Genomic DNA, 19,976 nt, shown 5'->3' with positions numbered 1-19,976 from the left:
TCGTTTTCGGATGAAAGGGGAAAATGTAAATGTAAAAACTTTAGAAAAAGAGGTGGCGTCGTGGATATCGATTATAATCTTGTACAAAGGGCCCAGATGCTGCTTACTCTCGAACATCCGCTAACTCAGGTTAAAGATATTCTTCTCCGTGAGGGCTATCCCAGTGATCAAGTTCAGGAACTTATTGAGGCGACAGAGGAAGTTCTCAATTACTTAGTTCCCCCGGAATATGATGAAAATAAAGTTGGAATTGACATTCTTCACCCCGGCGAGAAAGTTCAGGATCGAAAACCTTCCGTAGATATTCTCCTTGATAAGGTTACCGGGAAGTTAAGCCTGTTGACTCCGCAGTATCAGGAGACATGGCGAGTAGCCAACGAAGTAAGAAAGGCCATTAGAATGCAGAGAACAAGTTATGGGGGATATCTCCACTGAGATCAGTTAAGGCGTTTGACTAAAGTCAACGCCTTTTTACTATCAGACAAAGTATAAATCTTTTATCGGTTGATAGTTTTCTTAAAGCCATAAGTTATGATATATTATTCTCGTCCAACATATAAATTATGTTATAATAAAGTTCATGCCTTTTTACTGCCCGCTAAAAGGCTAATAGAGTAATATTTGTACATAGAGTCGAAGTATGGAAAGGTAATAGATAATGAATAATTCAACTGATTTTAAGAGCCATTTTTTTCGTGCCTTTCCGGCACTTTCTCATAAGCCATTTCGATGGTTTTGGGGCGGACAAATTATATCGGTTATCGGAACGTGGACTCAGAATATCGGGCAAGCGTGGCTTGTTCTTCAACTGACAAATTCACCTTTTCTGCTTGGTCTGGTTTCCGCGGTACAATTTCTGCCGATGATGCTGCTTTCTTTACATGCGGGGGCATGGATTGATAGAGTCTCAAAACGACGTATTATCATTATGACACAATCCACTTTAATGATTCTGGCTTTTACCTTGGCCCTTTTGGTTGGAACAGGTCTGATTCAATATTGGATGCTGCTTATTTTAGCTCTTATTCTGGGAATAGCAAATACCGCTGATGTGCCGGCACGCCAATCCTTTGTTATTGAACTGGCAAGTCGCGAAGACTTAACCAATGCTATTGCTTTAAATTCTGCGGTGTTTAACGCCGGTCGAATCGTTGGCCCCGCTATTGCGGGAATTATCATGGGGTTATGGGGTCCGATGTGGTGTTTCCTCATTAATGGTATAAGCTTTATAGGAGTTATTTCTATTTTGATGTTTCTGCCATCTATTCCACAGGATAATAAGACTGCCCCCAAAAAAGGAAGAGTATGGCCGGAAATCAAGGAAGGATTGTCCTATATTCGTAAGACATCGACAATTTTACTTTGTATTTCCGTAATGGGTTTTATAAGTGCAATTGCTATGAATATGAGCGTATTAGTGCCTACTTTTGCCAAAATGGAGTTGAATCAGCAAGCATTAGGATATGGATTTTTGATGAGTGCAATGGGTGTCGGTGCACTAGTTGGAGCGCTGACTGTTGCTGTAAGAAGCGGGACGAAGACGCAATGGAGAACTATATTTACAGGAGCTGTTGGATTGGCCGTTTTTTCAATTTTACTCGGTTTACAGACTGATTATGCGGCTGCGGCGATCATGCTTGTTTTTATGGGTTGGTCGATGATTACATTTTCAGCTTCTGTTAATTCGATGATACAGCTAACTGTTGCGGATGAATTCCGGGGGCGGGTGATGAGCGTTTATTCCCTTGTCTTTGGAGGGATTACCCCAATTGGAAGTATTTATGCGGGAAGTTTGGCCCATATTTTGGGAGCAGGAATCACATTTGTAATCAGCGGAATCTTATCTTTATGCTTTCTGGCTTTCATCGGTTATATATTGCACCGTCATAAGGGGGCATTAAGGTGATTATTGGAGTCATTTCGGATACGCATCTTCGGGCGGGTCAGTTTCTTCCGGTGCGAGTATGGGAGGAATTATCCAAAGTGGATCTAATAATACACGCAGGTGATATTATTAGACCCGATCTATTGACAGATTTGTCTGCTTTAGCTCCGGTTGAAGCCGTTCGAGGGAACTGTGACGGCTGGGAATTGGATAAACTCCCCGAACAGAAGATTGTGATCTGCGAAGGAAAAAGAATAGGTTTGATTCACGGTGCTTATGGTCCGGGAAAAACGACGCCTGAACGCGCTTTTCGAGCGTTTGATAAAAACGAAGTTGATATAATTATTTTTGGGCATAGCCATATTCCTTATTCCCAGTGGCAAGAGGATATTTTGTTATTCAATCCGGGTTCGCCTACGGATAAACGTCGTCAATTAAAATATTCTATGGGGTTATTGAAAATTGATAACCACGGAATTAAAGCCAGACATCTTTATTTTTAGAGAAAATATTACGGTGGACACATAATGGTAAGGGCTGTTGCATGCGCAACAGCCCTGTTTTGTACTAACAGAAAGTATAAATATTTCTGCAGATAAACTCTAAGTGCAACCAGCGGCTTTCGCTCTCGCTAAGCTCGGCGAAAGCCGGGTTTTCTTTAACATCTAAGTATTATTTATGTTATTAAAAACGAGATTTAGGATTTCGCTATCATCTGACTTTTAAGAGAAAGTTGTTTACGAGCCAAGATCTCAGCTACCCGCTCGCTATTGCCAAGCTTTACTCCGTTTAATCGCCACTCGCGAAAAATCTGCCAATATTGCTGTTCTGAAATGCGGCGGGTTAATCGCTCGGATTCTTCATCATAAGGCCAAAATACATCGACCCACATTGTACCTTTATTACTTAGGACCAGAACAAAATGAACAAGTTCGGGACTGGGTGAGTCTACATCGCGCATAAGGATATGGGAACGGCCATTTGGAAAATCCGTTCGATTGTAAATCAGCTTCATCACGATCCTCCTTTAAGTATGCTCGTGAGTTTAATCAGTTCTAGTATAGCATGTAAAGGGTAAAAAAACGATTCTTGAAAATACCGGGATTATCTTCACCTTATCTTATGCTTAATGATTTTAGGAGGTTATAGTAATAACGTATGGAAGATGAATTGCCGGGATAAAATAAATAAAACACAGCCAAAGCTGAATAAGGGGGTTAATGATGCTTACTGTTATCCATACGTTTAATAACCCGGACCATGACCGACTTTTAGCCGATATTCGATCAGGTATAAATAAGATCGACGGTGTTGATGGATTTAAATTTGCATCCATTAACGAACAAACTAATACTCATGATATTATGCTTTTTTCAAAATGGGAAAACAGACATGTCTTTGAAAACTGGGCCAATACAATAGGTGAAAATAATGCCTTTAAGCAGGCAACGCCGCAAATGTTTGAAGTAGTTGAAGAAAAGTATTAAAAATAAGGGAGAATTTCGCAATTTGGCGAATCTCCCTTATTTAAAATTATTAGGAAATAAATAATTAATAATATAAGATAGAATATAGTAAATTATTAGAAAATTATAAAAACAGGGAGATTTTTCTAATCTGATCGTTTATAATATAGAAAAGGGAAGTTAATAATTGGGGGGTGTCTGCAAGATGAGAGTTCCGTTACCGGCCTATAATCATGTAAAGGAATGTAATTCCTGTGTACAGCAGGAGGAGAAAGAAGTTTCGGCATATATTTTAGCATATCAAGTTGCGAATCAGCTTATCAGAAACTATTCGGGTACAATGACAATGGATCCTAACACTTTAGTTATTAACTTAAGTTCCTTGGAAGGATCGTTAACGATCAATCTGCAATCCGGACAACTCAGTTATCAATCACTTAGTATTTCCTTGCAGCAACATTATGCATCCGGTAAGAGATTAGCAGAGATAGTGGCTGATATTCAGGATAATCTTGCCTTACCGGAAGGAAATCCAACATCAGAGGATAAACTTTATAGTTTACTGATAAAACTCGTTGAAATTTACCATGCTCGTTGCGGGCTGAAAATTGTTACACTGGAGAATTCGGAGGGAAGGACTACATGGGAGCTGCGTTTATCTGAACAGGGTCCCCGCGGATGGATTTATAGTGATGGAACCGCGAAAAATCGTTTTGGGGAAGTTCTCGAGTTAAAGGATTGGGATCACCTGCGGCCTGAAAAGTTGGCGGCCTATGTGTTTGGGTTTAATCGTTATTGTTCAAACTATCCAAGCCCGCTTAAGGAATCTTTGCCCAACTCATAAAGGAAAGTATTTGATTCAGCCGGAGATTCACTCCGGCTGATTTTAATTTGCAGGTATAGAATTTATGGGAGAAGACTTTGCCGCTGAAGCACGAAGCATCTTGAGCAATTCATCAAAGGTGTTCTTTAGGTTGGGGTTAGGAATCCCCTGCAAAATATAAGTATCATTAAGAGTAACACGTCCGGGCTGAGGTCCGTCAACTTCAATTTCAATGGAGTCAAGTGTCAGATCTTGAGCTTTTCCGTTGATAGTTAAGTTAAAGACACGGCTTTCAGGGAATTTCGCTTTGATCAAGATGATACTTTTGCTCGGAGTCTTAGTTTCAGGGGACTTATCAAAAGGCTGATCAATCGTATGCAAATCACTAAGAGTAAAGGTCGCTTCCATGAGGAACTTTTGGACAACAACCATATTCGAATTCCAACTCAGTTCAACCGGAAAACTTTGGGATTGACCTTGGGGTGAAACAGTAGTAATCGAGTAATTATCATCTTGACTTAATCCAGATTTACCTTTACAGCCCGGAATTAGGAGGAGAAGAAGCAGTAAAAGAGCTAACCAACGATAAAATTTACGAGTGCCGCTCAATGAAGTTACCTTCTTCCTTAATCGTATATGATACACAAAGCCATTAATTCGCGATATCTTCGCGGAATCCTCTTTTATCATTAATTTTCCGCGCGTTGATTCTATAAGGGAAACTGTGTACAATGACAGGGGAAAGGGGCAGATTTATGTACACAGGAAAAATTGTCGTCTTAGATTTGGAAACGACCGGGTTAAATTCTGAACAGGATGAAATCATTGAATATGCAGCCTGGTGTATTGAAGAGGGCAAAGATCCTGTGCTTCAACATTATTATATTAAGCCTTCATGTGCCGTGCCTCCTAAAATCTTAAAATTAACCGGAATTTCCGAATTGGATTTACAACAGGGAATAAGTCTGCATGATCAGAGGGACAGTATCCTGCAATTTTTACAGGATGCCGTCCTGGTAGGACATAATATTCGTTTTGATCTTGATTTTTTGGAGCGGCAGCTTGGAATAGTGTTCCACCAAACCGTATGGGATACATGTAAACTAGCTCAAATTCTATTTCCGGGCATGCAACATTTTCGACTCTCCGATTTAGCGAAGAAACTTCAATTGGGTGTCGATGAATCGTTTCATCGTGCTGAAACCGATGCGTGGGCTGCTTGGAAACTTCTTGAAAAATGCTGGCAGAAGGGGCTGCAATTCGATCTCGGTTTTTATGCCCAAGCTCTTCCCCTTTTACAAGGACTTGATGAACAACACTTTTTTAAAGCACTTGAACAAGAGATCAGCCGGAAATTTCCGAGCCGATCTATCCGCAGCGGGTTGGCTTTAGCAACGGAAGGCGAGGGACTTTTTTCTCAAGAACAGACCTTTGAGGGTGTTCCCGATTCAGAAGGTTGGATTCAATCGTGTTTTGCGCCTAAAGGGCTTCTCGAAAAGAAGCTTCCCGGTTATGAGAGCCGCCCCGGTCAATTGAAAATGGCTCAGGCTGTCAGTGAGGCTTTACAAGCTGCCCATCATCTCGTTGTCGAGGCCGGCACCGGGACGGGTAAATCTTATGCTTACTTAATACCTGCTTTGTGGTGGGCTCGGAAGACAGGTAAAAAGGTTATTGTAGCAACTCATACTATCCCTTTGCAAGAACAACTCTACCAAAAAGATTTACCTGTATTAAAAAGCATGCTGCCTTTTGATTTTCGGGGAGCTTTACTTAAAGGGAAGAGTAATTACCTTTGCCTGAAAAAATGGCGGATACTTAAATCCTATCCCGCAGAATTACCGCATCAAGAACGCCTTGTTTTAGCCAGTGTTCTTGTTTGGTTGAGTGAAACGCATACGGGTGATTGGCAAGAAATAGCACAGGTCCATGCTCTTTCTAGGGTATGGACATATATCAGTGCTGAAAATGAGAGCTGTGTTCCTCAGAAATGCCCGGAATCAGGGGATTGTTTTATGCTGAGAGCACGTCGGAAATCCGAAGAGGCGGATGTTGTTGTTGTTAATCACTCTTTATTACTTGCCGATGTTAAAGCCGACCATAATGTTCTTCCCGAATATCACGAGTTGGTTATTGATGAAGCCCACCATCTTCATCAAACCGCTTTGGAACAATTAGGACAGGAAGTGAGCTGGGAACAGTTAAACAGAACCTTGGATCAGGTCTTCCGTCCTATGGGTTCAAGCCTTTATAGCGGGATAAAATCGAAACAAGGGTACTGGATTCAGCTCATGCCTTCTGACGTTTGGGAAAATTTTCAGACGAAATGGGCGGAGTTACCCGAAGTCTGTAATTTGATTATCGAACAAGCTGACGAGCTTTTTCCTTGGTTAAAGAGTATTTTAGAACAGGGACAGTCACTGCGTTTGATACCCCAATCGCGTCAGGAAGTCTGGTGGACCTATTTTGCAGCCCAAATCGAAAATATGACAGGGCGATTGAATCGGTTAAAACAAGTTCTTAATTCAATGATGCTGACAATAGGCGGATTGGAAATTGACGAATTAGCGGAACTAGGTCATGAGATTTCGGTACATATACGATCAATTGAAGAAATTCAAGAGTGCTTTGAACTCCTTCTTCAAATTGATAATCCTGCGCGTGTGAGTTGGATTGAGGCGAATGGACAAAGAGTATACCTCAAAACTTCTCCTGTGGACGTAAGCGATCTTCTTCGCGAAAAACTATTTGAAAAATTGGATTCAGCGGTATTAACTTCTGCTACTCTCAGTATTGCAGGATCTTTTACACACTATCTTACCGAGGTAGGACTGCCCCCTAAGACAGTTGCCTTAGATGTTCTTTCTCCTTTTAATTATGACCAACAGCTGCAATTTTTTATCGTAAACGATCTTATCAATACCCAGGCTACTAACTTGTTTAATATCGGGGAATTATCCCAGTTCGTCGCGGATGTCGGAATTAGAATGAAGGGACGCACTTTAGTATTAGCCACTTCATATCAATTATTGCGGCAAATTGAGCCCTCTTTATCGAATATACTGGCACCAACAGGAATACAGGTCCTAGCCCAGGGTAAAAAACGGAGCAGAGCTTCGATTCTGGCTGAGTTTATCGAAAATCCTAAATCAATCTTGCTGGGTGCGAATAGTTTCTGGGAGGGGATTGACATTCCCGGCGACGGACTATCTTGTGTTATTTTGCTTAAACTTCCTTTTTGGCCTCCAAGTATGCCGCTTATTGCAGCTCGTTCCGAATATCTGGAACAAAAAGGGAAGAACGCCTTCCAGGATTTTTTGCTTCCGGAGGCAGTTTTGCGATTTAAACAAGGTTTTGGGCGTCTCATTCGCTCTAAAACGGATAAGGGGCTCGTGATACTCATAGATTCGCGGGTAATAAATAAGCGTTACGGTAAAGTTTTTCTCCGCTCGTTACCTGTTCAGACCCATGTGAGGGAGGGTCACGAGCAAATTCTGAAACGAATCGAAAAATGGGCAGAAGTTGAATATCCTTACGAAGAGCTTTAATAAATTACAGAAAGATGATAAACTAAAAGAAATGTAGTGAGGGAGGTCATATTTTCGGTAGAAACAGTACCCCATTTCTTGTGATGGGCAGTTATATATGGTTGTTCTCGCTCTGCTAACAAGTTCTACGAATAAGGTCTTGGGCGGAGAAACTAATGTTGGGAGAGTGATTTTTTGTGAATAATAATCCTATCAATATTCGTGTAATACCTAGTTTGTTTACTTTAGCCAACCTCCTTTTTGGTTTTCTGGCTTTAGCTTTAACCATGGAAGGTAAATACCAGCTGGCGGCAGGTCTGATTTTATTATCTACGTTAATGGATGGCATGGATGGTAAGGTGGCCCGTAAACTTTCAGTGAGCTCCGATTTTGGCTATGAACTCGATTCTTTAAGTGATCTTGTTTCATTTGGAGTAGCACCGGCTATTTTAACTTATAGATCCATATTGCAAGACCAACTCGGATACTGGGGACTGGTTTTTGCAGCGATATTTGCACTCTGCGGGGCGATCCGCTTAGCACGTTTTAATGTGCTTCATATCAGCGATTATTTTGTGGGTGTACCGATAACGTTTGCAGGTGGGTTCATGGCCTTAATTCTTTTATTCCACGGTATGCTTCCATGGTTGATCTATGCGGTTCTAATCCCTGTTCTTGCCTTTTTAATGGTATCGACGTTTAAAGTTCCTAAGATGTAAAAAGAAAAGTTATTTTAAGAACGATTCTCCGAATCACTATAGTGGTTCGGAGTTTTCTATATATTAATCTTATTTCTTTCACCCCTTTGCTTCTCAGGGCATATAGTAAGGCACAAAGGAGTTAATGCATAGGGGGATTGTTCAATGGAAAATAATCAACAAGTCAATTGGCCGAATGTTGGCCTGCGGATGGTACAAGGTTTAACAACCACAATTGATGCAATCCGTCAATTAGATGCTCAGGAGGCATCTTTAGTGATGCGTTTATTGGGCAAAACTTGTACAAAAATGATGAAAGACGGAGTAGGACATCAATTTGGCATTGCCTTGGTTGAGACAAGTGCACAGTTAGCGATGAAGGAAGTTCTCGTTGTTGAAGATGTATTGAAAATTATCAGCTCAATTATTGGGCGTCTCTATTTTATGGCAAGCACGGAAGAAGAGAAACAATTAGTTGCTCAACTTGAAGAAGCAGTAAAGAATTACCAAATTATATAATAACGCATCGTGGCTTGGTTAAGCATAAACTAGGATGAGAGGGATGGAAAAGAGGTGAGTACTATAATGAAAGTTTATTATGTCAGGTTACCCGAATTTGTTCTAAATTTCCTGCGTAAGGTTTTTAATTAAACCGATCTTCTTTCCGGAGTCGTAAAATTTTTTACTTAAGAGGTGACATGAAATTAACTTTCCCTCCTATAAATATAATAAAGACAAGCAAGGAGGGTGAGTATGCGTCATAGTCGATATCTCTGGTTTTCGGTCATTATCCTGGGCTGTATGATGGTTATGATGGCTTGGAAAACACCCCAAACAGTGGTAAGTGCGATAGCCCAGCCCCAGTTCGCAGATTCTCCGCGTGTTGCAGTTCAGCGCTTTTGGGATTGCCTGGATAAACGACAATTGGAGTTAGCCGAACAGTTCCTTCTTAGTCAAGATCTGTCTTCTTTTGGCAAGCAGGAGGTTGAGATTTGGAAGGAGCAGGTTGAGAAAAATCCATTTCTCTCATTAAAGAAGCTTGAGTTTTTAAGTTCTTCATCAGGGCAAGAGATGATGATCCGTGTTTTTTGGACTTCTCCTCTAAAAGAGGATTTGTCGGCTTCCTATGCTATAGAAACTAAAGCTACATCCGAAGGGTGGAAAATATCCCAAATCAAAAAGATTACGCCGCAATCTATGACAGCCCAATCAAACTAGATAAGCTATACGTTGTTCAACGCGCTGGGCGCGTTTTTCTTTTATGTGTGTATATTTGAGTGATGAATCGCTCACAATGAACACAGATTGAGGTTAGTCATGCCAAATATGTTTTGAAAAACACACTAATCATGTGTTACATGTCACACCTTTAACTGTCTATCTATGTTAAACTGAGCTCGAATTTGAAAAAGGGGGTTATCCTAATGACTGAAAACAAACAAGATAATCTTGAATTAGAATGTGAACAATGTGGAACGACGAGTGAGCTTACACCTATTTTAACCTACGTTTACCAAGGGGAAGAGAAGCACATCTGTACTCATTGTCTGCCTATGCTTATTCACGGTTGAGAGGTGTAATCTATGAAATTTACTTTAGATATGAAACTCAAAGATATAATGGCAGCAAATCCGAAGACAGTGGATGCAATGCAGGAAATGGGGCTTCATTGTCTTGGCTGTCCGTTTTCCGTTAATGAAAGCCTTCAAAATGCGGCACAGATGCATAACCTAGATCCGGAAAAGCTTCTAGCGAAAATAAATACCGTAGAACAGGGCGAGATGTCGGCTCAAGCCGCCGCAAACGCTCAACCGGTCGGCGCAATTTTGCAGGCTGACAAGGAAACGTATGCTATCGCGCCTCATATCCCCGCCGGGGTGGCGACACCGGAGATATTACGCAAAATAGCGGATGTCGCGGAAAAATACAACGCTCCGGCTATTAAGGTCACTTCTGCTCAAAGGATAGCAATAGTCGGGCTGAAACCGGAAGATGTCCCGAAAGCGTGGGAAGACTTGGGAATGGATCCCGGTTATGCCATAGGACTTTGCGTACGCAGTGTCAAAGTTTGCCCGGGTTCGGATTTCTGTAAACGCGGCTTGCAGGAGACTTTGGGCATTGGGACAGAGTTAGATAAACGTTATCATGGAATGGCGCTGCCTTCAAAATTCAAGATTGGGGTAGCGGGTTGTCCCAATAAATGTACTGATTCGGCGAATGTCGATCTGGGATTAATGGGGACAAGTAAAGGATATCACTTGTATATCGGAGGCAACGGCGGGGTAAAACCACGCCAAGGAAATCTTTTGCTCGAAAATCTTCAGCACGATCAGTTGCTTCCTGTCATTGACTGTGTCATTGATTATTACAAGAATACTGCTAAACAAAATGAAAGATTGGGACGCCTCATCGATCGCATCGGTCTTGATGAACTGCGGGAGCGGGTCAATCAAACATTGGAAAAATAAAGGATGAATTCAATCAAAACAAGCAGGTAGATTTCTACCTGCTTGTTTTGACTATGCTTTTTGCGAATCATGAGGAATTTATTCGACATGGATAGCATCGACGGGACAGCTATCGGCCGCTTCTTGAGCAGAGGCCTCGATATCACTCGGTACAGGTTTCACATAGGCAACTGCTAATCCATCGTCTTCCATCTTAAAAACTTCCGGACAAATTGAGGGACATGCTCCGCATCCTATACAGGTATCTTTATCAACTGCAGCATTCATACTTTGGAACCTCCTTAATTCATAATCACGATTATTCTATCCGAGTCAGGAAAGGTTATACCTGGACGCTCAAATATGTTAGGATAAAAGTACTTAAATAAATTGATTATTAGTTAAGGGAGATAAAGTAGATTTATGCAAGATTTAAGTGTTGATATCCGTAGGGCAAAAGAGGCAGATTTGAAAGCACTCACAGAAATCTATAATTGGGCCGTACAAAATACAGTGGCAACCTTTGATTTGGAAAATCGCACGGAGGATAAGGCAAATCAATGGTTCCTTTTGCATCAAGACCCTTATTATCCTCTTATAGTAGCGGAATATAACGGGAAAGTTTTGGGCTGGGCAAGTATTTCCCCTTTTCATCCGCGCCCGGCATATAAGTTAAGCGGCGAATTTTCGATCTATATTGCACCGGAATATCAAGGCTTGGGAATTGGAACAAAGCTTCTCGGTATGTTGTGCCAAATTGCCGAAGAAATAGGATATCATACCCTTTTAGGCCTTATCACGGGGATAAATACGGAAAGCTTAACACTTGCAGCTAAATGCGGTTTTCAAGAAACAGGGCGGTATCGGGAAGTTGGAAAGAAGTTCGGACAAATTCTCGATGTGGTAGTGGTACAGAGGATTTTCTGACTTTTTACTCCCTGAAAATATGATGATTCATGCTAATTCTAAAAAATAAGAGTACCCATAAATTTTATGGATAAAAATGGAATAAAAATACGGTAGAATTTATTTTACAATAAATACCAATAACGCGCATTTCCCTAGAGAAATTGATTATACGTCAATTGATTTATGTTTTACTATTTTTTTACGATTTCGACATTAAGGGTAACGTATAATAAAGTCGCCGGTAAGACAGAAAGACATGACGATAATTCAGACATATTGATCCGGTAAATAAAATAAGACGGGATGATGGGTAAATGGGTAACAAGATTAAGATCGTTGTCGCGGATGATAATCGGAGTTTATGTCAGTTATTACAAGATCATCTTCAAAGCCAAGAAGATATACAAGTCGTTGGTCTTGCCTATAATGGAGTTGAAGCTTGGGAAATGATCCAGGCCCAGGAGCCAGATTTAGTGATTTTAGATTTGGTTATGCCAAGTTTGGATGGGCTAGGTGTTCTTGAAAGAATAAATTCAAGAACCACCGCACCGCGACCGAAAGTTATCATGCTGACGGCTTTTGGCCAAGAATCTTTAACACATCAGGCGATGACGCTCGGCGTTGATTATTTTATCCTTAAACCCTTTGATTTGGAAATTCTGAGTAAGCGTATTCGGAGTTTAACACAAGAAGTTGCTGTTAATCAAGCTCCTATTCCTTCTTCAGTATCTTCAGTTACAAGTGCAGGGAGCCGAGTTAATCTCGGGGCTGAAGTGACTTCGATGATGCACCAAATTGGTATACCGGCACATGTCAAAGGGTATCAATATATTAGAGATGCGATTCTGATGGTTGTCGATGATGTTTCGCTGCTTGGTGCAGTTACAAAAGAGCTTTATCCGGCGATTGCCAAAAAATATGATACAGCCCCAAGCAGAGTAGAACGTGGAATTCGCCATGCCATTGAGCTTGCTTGGGAACGCGGCCATACAGAAACCTTAAAACGTATTTTTGGCTATTCAATGAATATTGAGCGCCAAAAACCAACGAACTCTGAGTTTGTGGCGTTGCTTGCTGATAAGCTAAGGGTAATGACTAAAGTAAGCTAAATTGAACTTTCTTTACTTCTACATAAACATGTTGATTCAAGTTGAAATCAAAATTATATTATTGATAAAATAGAAACGGGTCGAGCAGGCCCGTTTTATTATTTAATCCGAATTTCGGGCTGTAAAGCCTTTGCCTGCTGAAATTACAAATTTTATAGAATGAAGTGGAAATATTTGTCTCAATTTGCTAAATTGACAAAGCCTATTCTAGTTGCTAAAATTATCACACATGTCTGTTCTATAATCGCATAAAAACGGTGACACGAGATTTGGGGTGCGCTGATAACGCCCAAATGTCTTTTTATGTCGAGAACAGTTTTTTTTTGATAGTTTTTCGATAAAAGTAAGGAGTATTAACGTATGGCGAAGTACATTTTAAAGCGGTTTATGCTTGCGGCGCTAACGGTCTTTGTGGTTGCGTCCATCACATTTTTCCTGATGAATATGGTTCCTGGCGGTCCATTCGTTGCAGAGAAGTCCATTAGTGAACAAGCTCAGGCCGCGCTTAATGAGAAATTCGGAATGGACAAACCCCTAATTGTACAATACAAAAACTACATGCTTAGCGCTGCTCACGGTGATTTTGGCCTAAGTTTAAAACAACGGGGCCGTACCGTAGCAGAAATCATCACCAGTAAATTCCCTGTTTCCGCCCGCTTAGGTGGAATCTCTGTTGTTTTATCACTGCTTATCGGAATTCCCTTAGGAAGCATTGCCGCACTCAATCGCGGCAGGTGGGTTGACGATTTAATAATTGTTATCGCGACCTGTGGCATCGCGTTTCCGAGTTTTGTAATCTGCACCGTGGGTCTATATATATTCGGCGTCTACTTGGGATGGCTGCCGACAATGGGCCTTACTACACCGTTGCACTATATTCTTCCGGTATTTGCGCTTGCTTTCTATCCGACAGCTTATATTACACGACTGATGCGTTCCTCAATGCTTGACGTAATTGGACAGGATTATATGCGAACGGCTCGTGCTAAGGGCCTTTCACAGCACGTTAGCCTTTTTAAGCATGCTCTGCGTAACGCAATCCTGCCTGTAATTACTTATGTAGGTCCTATGCTGGCCTACACACTGACCGGGAGCATGGTTGTGGAGAAAATCTTTGTAATACCCGGCTTGGGCGGTCAATTTGTCAGCTCCATCATGACCCGCGACTACACTGTTATCATGGGTACTACAATTTTTCTGGCTACGCTTGTAATTATGATGAATGCGTTGGTTGACATTGTCTACAAGTTCGTTGATCCACGCATCCAGCTTAAGTAAGGAGGGCAGAATAATGGCTGAAAAAAACTTAGTTAGCTTTCAATTAAAGGTCGAAGACTTTCTGCCCGCAACTGACGCAGAAAAACAAAGCCTCACGCAGATGCGTCCTGGCGTCAGCTTCTGGAAGGATGCCATGCGACGCATGAAAAAGAATAAAGTGGCAATGATAAGTCTTTGTGTCATTTTAATCATTATGATTTTTTCCTTTATTCTTCCGAGTTACTATCCATATCACTATGGGCAACAAATTCAGGGCTCTGAGTACCTCGGACCGATGACGTATTCACCGCAGGAGCAGGTTCGCATTGATGCCGGGGAAAAAGTATTCCCGCATATTTTAGGAACGGACAACTTAGGCCGTGATTATGCTGTTCGAGTGATGGTAGGGAGTCGCATTTCACTGTCGGTCGGCTTAATTGCCGCCGGAATTATTTTGGTTATCGGTTCCATTTACGGTGCAGTGTCCGGTTTCTTCGGCGGATGGGTAGATTTAATCATGATGCGGATTGTCGATATCATTTACACTGTCCCTGACATTTTGTTGATCGTCTTAATTTCCTTCGCGCTCAAAGATCCAATGCAAACGTTGGCCGAGAAGCCAGGATTTGCTTGGATTCAGACAATAGGCGTCAATCTTATTAGTATCTTTTTAGTATTTGCTTTGCTGTATTGGGTGGGTATGGCTCGGATTGTCCGTAGTCAGGTTCTTACGCTTAAGCAGAATGAATATGTTACAGCAGCAAGGGCTTTAGGTGCCGGAAGCGGTCGCATCATTCGCAAGCACTTGCTGACAAACAGTATTGGTACTCTAATTGTTATGACCACACTGCAGATTCCGTCTGCAATCTTTACAGAGAGTTTCTTGAGCTTCCTTGGTCTCGGTGTTGCTATTCCATTACCTTCTCTGGGTTCTCTAGCGAGCGATGCTCTTAACGGCTTAAACACATATCCCTACTTGCTGTTGGCACCGGCTTTGCTCATCAGCCTTATCATCCTCAGCTTTAACCTGTTCGGTGATGGCTTGCGGGATGCATTTGATCCTAAGATGAAGAGCTAAGATGAAGAGTTGAGGAAGGAGAAATCATAATGAAAGAGTATTTGGTTGATATCCGTAACGAAAGGCTCTCCTTCTTCACCCCCGCAGGTGAAGTGAAGGCGCTTAATGATGTATCACTGCATGTCCGTGAGGGAGAGGTATTGGGCATCGTGGGTGAGAGTGGCTCTGGAAAGTCCGTTACTTCTTATAGTCTCATGGGTTTGACTGCTCATCCTGGTCGTTTGGTTGGTGGTGACCTCTATTTCAATGGTCACTATATCAATGAAATGTCCGAGCGGGAAATGCAGAAGATAAGGGGGAATGAGGTCTCGATCATCTTCCAGGATCCCATGACCAGTCTTAACCCGGTATTTACCATAGGTAATCAAATTCGGGAAGTTATCCTCCTGCATACCAATAAAACCCGTAAAGAAGCCAATGATCGGGCTCGGGAGCTTTTACAGTTGGTAGGCATCAACGAGCCTGATAAACGCTTAAAACAATATCCCCATGAATTGTCCGGAGGTATGCGCCAGCGGGTCATGATTGCAATTGCTTTAGCTTGCGAACCTAAGCTATTGATTGCAGATGAACCAACTACCGCTCTGGATGTGACGATTCAGGCTCAAATTCTGGAATTGATGAGGGATCTGAAAGAAAAGTTAGGCATGTCAATTATTCTTATCACTCACGACCTGGGTGTCGTGGCCGGTATGTGTGACCATATTGCAGTTATGTACGCCGGTAAAGTGGTGGAGTATGGCACCACGGATGAGATTTTTTATCAACCCTCACATGAATACACCAAAGGCTTGCTGCGGAGTATTCCGAACTTAAATGAGAGAGAACACAAGCGGTTGGTGCCGATTGAAGGTCTTCCGGTAGATATGCTTAATCCACCGGCAGGGTGTCCTTTTGCGCCCCGTTGCCGTTCCTGCATGAAAATCTGCCTATCTAGTATGCCGAACTATACTCAGGTCAGTGATCATCATAGCAGTGCGTGCTGGCTGCTGGACAAGGAAAAATTCGAACGTCAGGCGGAGGGGCAGGCATAATGAAAAATAATAAATTAGTAGAGGTACAGCATCTTAAACAATATTTTCCTGTCAAAAGTGATAAAATGTTTGAGAAAAAAGTAGTTAAGGCAGTAGATGATGTTTCGTTCTATATCAATAAGGGTGAGACTTTGGGTCTAGTCGGCGAATCCGGTTGCGGCAAAACGACTACCGGACGAACCCTGCTGCGTCTACATGAGCCTACCGGTGGTAAAATCATTTATGACGGAAAAGACATTACCCATGTGAAAATGCTACCTTACCGGCGAAAAATGCAAATCGTGTTTCAGGATCCTTATGCAAGCTTGGATCCCCGCATGACGGTGGGTGACATTGTGGGTGAGGCTATTGACATTCATCATCTGGCCGCCAATGCTCGGGAACGGCGTGAACGTATCGTTGAGCTTTTAAGCTTGGTCGGACTTAATACAGAGCACGCTAACCGTTATCCTCACGAGTTTTCAGGTGGACAACGTCAGCGCGTCGGTATTGCCCGGGCCTTGGCAGTAAATCCGGAGTTCATCGTTTGCGACGAGCCAATCTCGGCATTGGATGTTTCGATTCAGGCTCAGGTCGTCAATATGTTTGAAGAACTTCAGGAACGCATGGGCTTGACTTATTTATTCATTGCTCATAACTTAAGCGTAGTGAAGCATATTTCCAATCGTATAGGTGTTATGTACCTGGGTAAGCTAGTAGAGCTGGCTGACAGTTATGAATTGACCTTTAATAGCGTTCATCCCTACACCCGTAGTTTGATTTCTGCTATCCCGATTGCCGATCCAAAGGTTTCGCGCGGTACTAATCGCATAGTTTTGGAAGGCGATGTACCAAGCCCTGTGAATCCACCTTCAGGTTGTCACTTCCGCACCCGTTGTGCTTATGCGGACGAACGTTGTGCTGCTGAAGAACCGGAGTGGAGAGAGGTCTCATCCGGTCATTTCGCCGCTTGTCACCACCTGGAAAAGGTGCAATGATAAAGTATCTATAACGCCCGACGTCGTTTTATGACGCCGGGCAGCCGTGTAAAAGCGGACTGCTCCGCTTTATAGGTTTAAAGGTGTTATCCGCCGTGTAAATATGCACGGTGAATGATAAATATCTACCAAAAAATAAGGGGGAAAGAATGAATGAAAAGAAAAAGTGCATTACTGCTGGTCATCACCTTGATCTTGGCTTTGACAGTCACAGCCTGCGGTAGCAAAACGCCAGCTCCGGGCGCTGGAACAAGTGCTGCTCCTAAGCAACTTGTTGCAGAAATCGGACCCAATCCTGAGACGATCGACCCTGCCCTGAACAGTGCTGTTGATGGCGGTAACATGATCCTGTTCGCTTTTGACACACTGCTCAACGTGGATAAGGATAACAAAATTATCCCTGGCGCAGCAGAGACCTATGATGTCAGCAAAGACGGTCTGACATGGACCTTTCATTTGCGCAAAGGTCTGAAGTGGTCTGACGGTTCTTCGCTTACTGCTAAAGACTTTGTCTACAGTTGGAAGCGCGTTGCAGATCCTAAGACCGCTGCTCCTTACGGTGAAACTGTATTGGGTATGGTAAAAGGCTTTGGTGAAGCCGCTAAAGGAAACCTCGATGCACTCGGTGTTTCCGCTCCGGATGACAACACTTTTGTTGTGCAACTGGCTACCCCTTGCGCATACTTTGACAAGCTTGCAGCTTTTGCAACATTGAGCCCTGTTAATCAGGCTACCATTGAAAAGAACGGCGACGCTTGGGCTACTAAGCCGGAATCTTACATTTCAAATGGACCTTTCTTTGTCGCAGAGTGGGTTCCTAGCTCTTATATCCTCTTCAAGAAAAACCCTAACTATCGCGATGCAAGCTCCATCAAACTTGATTCCATCAAACTTCTGTTGATGGAAGACCCCAATGCTGCTTATGCCGCTTATAAAACCGGCGAAACAATGATGATTAAAGATGTACCTACTGCTGAGATTCCTTCTCTGCGTGGTAATAAAGAGTTCCATGTTGATCCTGACCTTGGTACTTACTATGTCAGTCTTAATGACAAGCTGCCTCAATTCTCCGATCCCCGTGTGCGTGAGGCATTGAGCTTAGCAATCGACCGTAAATACGTTGCCGAAACACTAATGCAAGGTACCTATACTCCTGCCAGCAACTTCATTGGTACCGGAGTTTCTGACTGGGATGGCAGCAACTTTATGGACAATGCTAACGGTGGCAAGCCTTATATCGATGTAAACACCTTTGACGCAAATTTGGCTAAAGCTAAAAAACTCATGGCTGATGCCGGCTATCCGGATGGTAAAGGCTTCCCAACCATTACTTATTCCACCAATGATGCCGGTTACCACAAAGTAGTTGCTCAATACCTTCAACAAGCATGGTCTAAATTAGGCATCAACGTTAATGTTGAAGTCGTAGAGTGGGCTGCCTTCACTCCGATGCGCCGCGCCGGTAACTATCAATCCAGCCGCAACGGTTGGCTCTTTGACTACAACGATGCTTCCAACATGCTCGACCTGATGGTCAGCACCAATGGAAACAACGATGGTAAGTACAGCAATCCAAAGTATGATGAACTGATGAAAAAAGCAGCTGCCGAGGTTGATCCAAAAACCCGCTCCGGTTATCTGCACCAAGCAGAAGATCAGATGATGAAAGATGCTGCTGCTATTCCTATCGCCTATTATAATGACTTCTATCTGCAAAACAGCAAAATCACTGGTTCTTGGCACTCCCCATATGGCTACTGGTACTTCCAGTTTGCTGACATTGCGCAATAAGAGTTAATATAAACTTTTATTTTAACGTAGAGCAGGGGCCGCCGAGTTTTCGGCGGCCTCAGAACATAATCTGACAAATAGTTTTTAGGGTTTTCAAGACGAAAAGAGATATAAAGGATGGTATTAAGCGTATGGGAAAGCTCATCATCATTGAGGGTGGAGACGGGAGTGGGAAGGCGACCCAGACGAAAAAACTGTGGGAGCGGCTTACTCAGGAAGGATTTCTGACCATGAAGGTTGAGTTCCCAAATTACGACAGTCCTTCTTCGTCGTTGGTTAAAATGTATTTGGGCGGAGAGTTTGGCAAGGACCCTAACGCAGTAAATCCCTATGCAGCCTCAACATTTTATGCAGTGGATCGTTATGCTTCTTATAAAACCTTATGGGGCGATTTTTACGATGCGGGTGGAATTGTTCTGGCAGATCGTTATGTGACCTCAAATATGATTCATCAGGCGGTTAAGCTAAAAGATGAGCAGGAGTGGGAGCATTACCTGGATTGGTTAAAGGAATTTGAATATCGACAAATCGGTTTACCTGAGCCGGATCTAATTCTTTATCTCAATATGCCTCCGGAGTACAGCGTTGGCTTTATAGCCAATCGGGTTGGTAAGTCCTCCGTCTCGAGCCGGGATATTCATGAGAAGGATCTGGAATTTTTGAAGCAATCTTACGAAAATGCCCAGCGTATACGTATTCGGGAGGATTGGGTGAATATACCCTGCGTCGCCGATCAAGGGAAGCTGAAGACCATTGAAGAGATCCACGAGGAGATCTATCAGGTGGTTATAAGACATATTTCTTAATCACATTTTTAGTTTTAGCTAACCCCAAAAGCTTGTTAGCTTCTACTTGACAAACTTATATGATTTCAGTAAGATAATAGAGCGGCTTAAATTTAAGCGCTCGTAGCTCAGTGGATAGAGTGACGGTTTCCGAGGCCGGAGGTCGCAGGTTCAAATCCTGCCGGGCGCACCA

The 19,976-nt window shown here is 42.6% G+C and carries 22 protein-coding genes and 1 tRNA gene; 20 read left to right on the top strand and 3 right to left on the bottom strand.

Annotated features, from left to right (window positions below):
- Window positions 1-60 precede the first annotated feature (60 nt).
- The 3 genes from VB077_RS06145 to VB077_RS06135 all read left to right on the top strand — a co-directional run bounded on the left by VB077_RS06145 (window position 61) and on the right by VB077_RS06135 (window position 2,388).
- Window positions 61-435, top strand: coding sequence for a hypothetical protein (locus VB077_RS06145; protein ID WP_323414346.1), 375 nt, complete (start codon window positions 61-63; stop codon window positions 433-435).
- A gap of 223 nt (window positions 436-658) precedes the next feature.
- Window positions 659-1,906, top strand: coding sequence for an MFS transporter (locus tag VB077_RS06140; RefSeq protein WP_323414345.1), 1,248 nt, complete (start codon window positions 659-661; stop codon window positions 1,904-1,906).
- Window positions 1,903-2,388 carry a metallophosphoesterase gene (locus VB077_RS06135; RefSeq protein ID WP_323414344.1) on the top strand — a complete coding sequence of 162 codons (486 nt, stop codon included), beginning with the start codon at window positions 1,903-1,905 and terminating at the stop codon, window positions 2,386-2,388. Before VB077_RS06140 ends, VB077_RS06135 begins: the two co-directional genes overlap by 4 nt.
- Before the next feature lie 194 nt (window positions 2,389-2,582).
- On the opposite strand, the gene VB077_RS06130 is transcribed toward VB077_RS06135, so the two are convergent.
- Window positions 2,583-2,900 (bottom strand): hypothetical protein, encoded by a 318-nt coding sequence (locus VB077_RS06130; RefSeq protein ID WP_323414343.1) that lies wholly within the window; start codon window positions 2,898-2,900, stop codon window positions 2,583-2,585.
- 208 nt (window positions 2,901-3,108) lie between these two features.
- Between VB077_RS06130 and VB077_RS06125 the strand changes: the two genes are divergently transcribed.
- Both VB077_RS06125 and VB077_RS06120 read left to right on the top strand, forming a co-directional pair.
- Window positions 3,109-3,372 (top strand): antibiotic biosynthesis monooxygenase, encoded by a 264-nt coding sequence (locus VB077_RS06125; protein ID WP_323414342.1) that lies wholly within the window; start codon window positions 3,109-3,111, stop codon window positions 3,370-3,372.
- Window positions 3,373-3,556: 184 nt separating this feature from the next.
- Window positions 3,557-4,195, top strand: a complete 639-nt coding sequence (locus VB077_RS06120) for a hypothetical protein (RefSeq protein WP_323414341.1) — start codon at window positions 3,557-3,559, stop codon at window positions 4,193-4,195.
- Between the two features lie 42 nt (window positions 4,196-4,237).
- On the opposite strand, the gene VB077_RS06115 is transcribed toward VB077_RS06120, so the two are convergent.
- Window positions 4,238-4,783, bottom strand: coding sequence for a hypothetical protein (locus VB077_RS06115; protein ID WP_323414340.1), 546 nt, complete (start codon window positions 4,781-4,783; stop codon window positions 4,238-4,240).
- A 146-nt stretch (window positions 4,784-4,929) separates the two neighbouring features.
- Between VB077_RS06115 and VB077_RS06110 the strand changes: the two genes are divergently transcribed.
- The 6 genes from VB077_RS06110 (at window position 4,930) to VB077_RS06085 (ending at window position 10,864) form a co-directional block, all read left to right on the top strand.
- On the top strand, window positions 4,930-7,719 hold the full coding sequence (locus tag VB077_RS06110; RefSeq protein ID WP_323414339.1) for a helicase C-terminal domain-containing protein: 2,790 nt from the start codon (window positions 4,930-4,932) through the stop codon (window positions 7,717-7,719).
- A 176-nt stretch (window positions 7,720-7,895) separates the two neighbouring features.
- Window positions 7,896-8,417 (top strand): CDP-diacylglycerol--serine O-phosphatidyltransferase, encoded by a 522-nt coding sequence (pssA, locus tag VB077_RS06105; RefSeq protein ID WP_323414338.1) that lies wholly within the window; start codon window positions 7,896-7,898, stop codon window positions 8,415-8,417.
- A 144-nt stretch (window positions 8,418-8,561) separates the two neighbouring features.
- Window positions 8,562-8,915 (top strand): recombinase, encoded by a 354-nt coding sequence (locus VB077_RS06100; protein ID WP_323414337.1) that lies wholly within the window; start codon window positions 8,562-8,564, stop codon window positions 8,913-8,915.
- Between the two features lie 234 nt (window positions 8,916-9,149).
- Window positions 9,150-9,614: a hypothetical protein gene (locus VB077_RS06095; RefSeq protein WP_323414336.1), complete on the top strand. Its 465-nt coding sequence runs from the start codon at window positions 9,150-9,152 to the stop codon at window positions 9,612-9,614.
- Window positions 9,615-9,820: 206 nt separating this feature from the next.
- Window positions 9,821-9,967: a hypothetical protein gene (locus VB077_RS06090; protein WP_323414335.1), complete on the top strand. Its 147-nt coding sequence runs from the start codon at window positions 9,821-9,823 to the stop codon at window positions 9,965-9,967.
- A gap of 12 nt (window positions 9,968-9,979) precedes the next feature.
- Window positions 9,980-10,864 carry a DUF1858 domain-containing protein gene (locus VB077_RS06085; protein ID WP_323414334.1) on the top strand — a complete coding sequence of 295 codons (885 nt, stop codon included), beginning with the start codon at window positions 9,980-9,982 and terminating at the stop codon, window positions 10,862-10,864.
- 78 nt (window positions 10,865-10,942) lie between these two features.
- Here VB077_RS06085 and VB077_RS06080 read toward each other — a convergent pair whose 3' ends face one another.
- Window positions 10,943-11,131 (bottom strand): ferredoxin, encoded by a 189-nt coding sequence (locus VB077_RS06080; protein ID WP_323414333.1) that lies wholly within the window; start codon window positions 11,129-11,131, stop codon window positions 10,943-10,945.
- Window positions 11,132-11,266: 135 nt separating this feature from the next.
- Between VB077_RS06080 and VB077_RS06075 the strand changes: the two genes are divergently transcribed.
- From VB077_RS06075 to VB077_RS06035, 9 genes are all read left to right on the top strand, one after another.
- Window positions 11,267-11,770 carry a GNAT family N-acetyltransferase gene (locus VB077_RS06075; protein WP_323414332.1) on the top strand — a complete coding sequence of 168 codons (504 nt, stop codon included), beginning with the start codon at window positions 11,267-11,269 and terminating at the stop codon, window positions 11,768-11,770.
- A gap of 296 nt (window positions 11,771-12,066) precedes the next feature.
- Window positions 12,067-12,861, top strand: coding sequence for a sporulation transcription factor Spo0A (gene spo0A / locus VB077_RS06070; RefSeq protein WP_323414331.1), 795 nt, complete (start codon window positions 12,067-12,069; stop codon window positions 12,859-12,861).
- A 360-nt stretch (window positions 12,862-13,221) separates the two neighbouring features.
- Window positions 13,222-14,139, top strand: coding sequence for an ABC transporter permease (locus VB077_RS06065; RefSeq protein ID WP_323414330.1), 918 nt, complete (start codon window positions 13,222-13,224; stop codon window positions 14,137-14,139).
- A gap of 13 nt (window positions 14,140-14,152) precedes the next feature.
- Window positions 14,153-15,196: an ABC transporter permease gene (locus VB077_RS06060; protein WP_323414329.1), complete on the top strand. Its 1,044-nt coding sequence runs from the start codon at window positions 14,153-14,155 to the stop codon at window positions 15,194-15,196.
- Window positions 15,197-15,225: 29 nt separating this feature from the next.
- Window positions 15,226-16,230 (top strand): ABC transporter ATP-binding protein, encoded by a 1,005-nt coding sequence (locus VB077_RS06055; protein WP_323414328.1) that lies wholly within the window; start codon window positions 15,226-15,228, stop codon window positions 16,228-16,230.
- Window positions 16,230-17,207 carry an ABC transporter ATP-binding protein gene (locus VB077_RS06050; RefSeq protein WP_323414421.1) on the top strand — a complete coding sequence of 326 codons (978 nt, stop codon included), beginning with the start codon at window positions 16,230-16,232 and terminating at the stop codon, window positions 17,205-17,207. Before VB077_RS06055 ends, VB077_RS06050 begins: the two co-directional genes overlap by 1 nt.
- A gap of 153 nt (window positions 17,208-17,360) precedes the next feature.
- Window positions 17,361-18,998 (top strand): peptide ABC transporter substrate-binding protein, encoded by a 1,638-nt coding sequence (locus VB077_RS06045; protein WP_323414327.1) that lies wholly within the window; start codon window positions 17,361-17,363, stop codon window positions 18,996-18,998.
- Between the two features lie 131 nt (window positions 18,999-19,129).
- The gene (locus tag VB077_RS06040; RefSeq protein WP_323414326.1) at window positions 19,130-19,804 is read left to right on the top strand and encodes a dTMP kinase; all 675 of its coding nucleotides are present in this window, start codon (window positions 19,130-19,132) and stop codon (window positions 19,802-19,804) included.
- 96 nt (window positions 19,805-19,900) lie between these two features.
- Window positions 19,901-19,976 (top strand) — tRNA-Arg (locus tag VB077_RS06035).

The sequence above is a fragment of the Desulfitobacterium sp. genome (assembly GCF_034927245.1).
In the GTDB taxonomy this organism is placed as follows: domain Bacteria; phylum Bacillota; class Desulfitobacteriia; order Desulfitobacteriales; family Desulfitobacteriaceae; genus Desulfitobacterium_A.
The sequence above is the reverse complement of the archived record's forward strand: the minus strand, read 5'-3'. Positions and strand labels throughout refer to the sequence as shown.

Excerpts from the sequence above, each read along its gene's own strand:
- VB077_RS06140 (WP_323414345.1), top strand. The coding sequence starts at position 659 with ATGAATAATTCAACTGATTTTAAGAGCCATTTTTTTCGTGCCTTTCCG.
- VB077_RS06130 (WP_323414343.1), bottom strand. The coding sequence starts at position 2,900 with ATGAAGCTGATTTACAATCGAACGGATTTTCCAAATGGCCGTTCCCAT.
- VB077_RS06125 (WP_323414342.1), top strand. The coding sequence starts at position 3,109 with ATGCTTACTGTTATCCATACGTTTAATAACCCGGACCATGACCGACTT.
- VB077_RS06120 (WP_323414341.1), top strand. The coding sequence starts at position 3,557 with ATGAGAGTTCCGTTACCGGCCTATAATCATGTAAAGGAATGTAATTCC.
- VB077_RS06110 (WP_323414339.1), top strand. The coding sequence starts at position 4,930 with ATGTACACAGGAAAAATTGTCGTCTTAGATTTGGAAACGACCGGGTTA.
- VB077_RS06100 (WP_323414337.1), top strand. The coding sequence starts at position 8,562 with ATGGAAAATAATCAACAAGTCAATTGGCCGAATGTTGGCCTGCGGATG.
- VB077_RS06095 (WP_323414336.1), top strand. The coding sequence starts at position 9,150 with ATGCGTCATAGTCGATATCTCTGGTTTTCGGTCATTATCCTGGGCTGT.
- VB077_RS06090 (WP_323414335.1), top strand. The coding sequence starts at position 9,821 with ATGACTGAAAACAAACAAGATAATCTTGAATTAGAATGTGAACAATGT.
- VB077_RS06085 (WP_323414334.1), top strand. The coding sequence starts at position 9,980 with ATGAAATTTACTTTAGATATGAAACTCAAAGATATAATGGCAGCAAAT.
- VB077_RS06080 (WP_323414333.1), bottom strand. The coding sequence starts at position 11,131 with ATGAATGCTGCAGTTGATAAAGATACCTGTATAGGATGCGGAGCATGT.
- VB077_RS06075 (WP_323414332.1), top strand. The coding sequence starts at position 11,267 with ATGCAAGATTTAAGTGTTGATATCCGTAGGGCAAAAGAGGCAGATTTG.
- spo0A (WP_323414331.1), top strand. The coding sequence starts at position 12,067 with ATGGGTAACAAGATTAAGATCGTTGTCGCGGATGATAATCGGAGTTTA.
- VB077_RS06065 (WP_323414330.1), top strand. The coding sequence starts at position 13,222 with ATGGCGAAGTACATTTTAAAGCGGTTTATGCTTGCGGCGCTAACGGTC.
- VB077_RS06060 (WP_323414329.1), top strand. The coding sequence starts at position 14,153 with ATGGCTGAAAAAAACTTAGTTAGCTTTCAATTAAAGGTCGAAGACTTT.
- VB077_RS06055 (WP_323414328.1), top strand. The coding sequence starts at position 15,226 with ATGAAAGAGTATTTGGTTGATATCCGTAACGAAAGGCTCTCCTTCTTC.
- VB077_RS06050 (WP_323414421.1), top strand. The coding sequence starts at position 16,230 with ATGAAAAATAATAAATTAGTAGAGGTACAGCATCTTAAACAATATTTT.
- VB077_RS06045 (WP_323414327.1), top strand. The coding sequence starts at position 17,361 with ATGAAAAGAAAAAGTGCATTACTGCTGGTCATCACCTTGATCTTGGCT.
- VB077_RS06040 (WP_323414326.1), top strand. The coding sequence starts at position 19,130 with ATGGGAAAGCTCATCATCATTGAGGGTGGAGACGGGAGTGGGAAGGCG.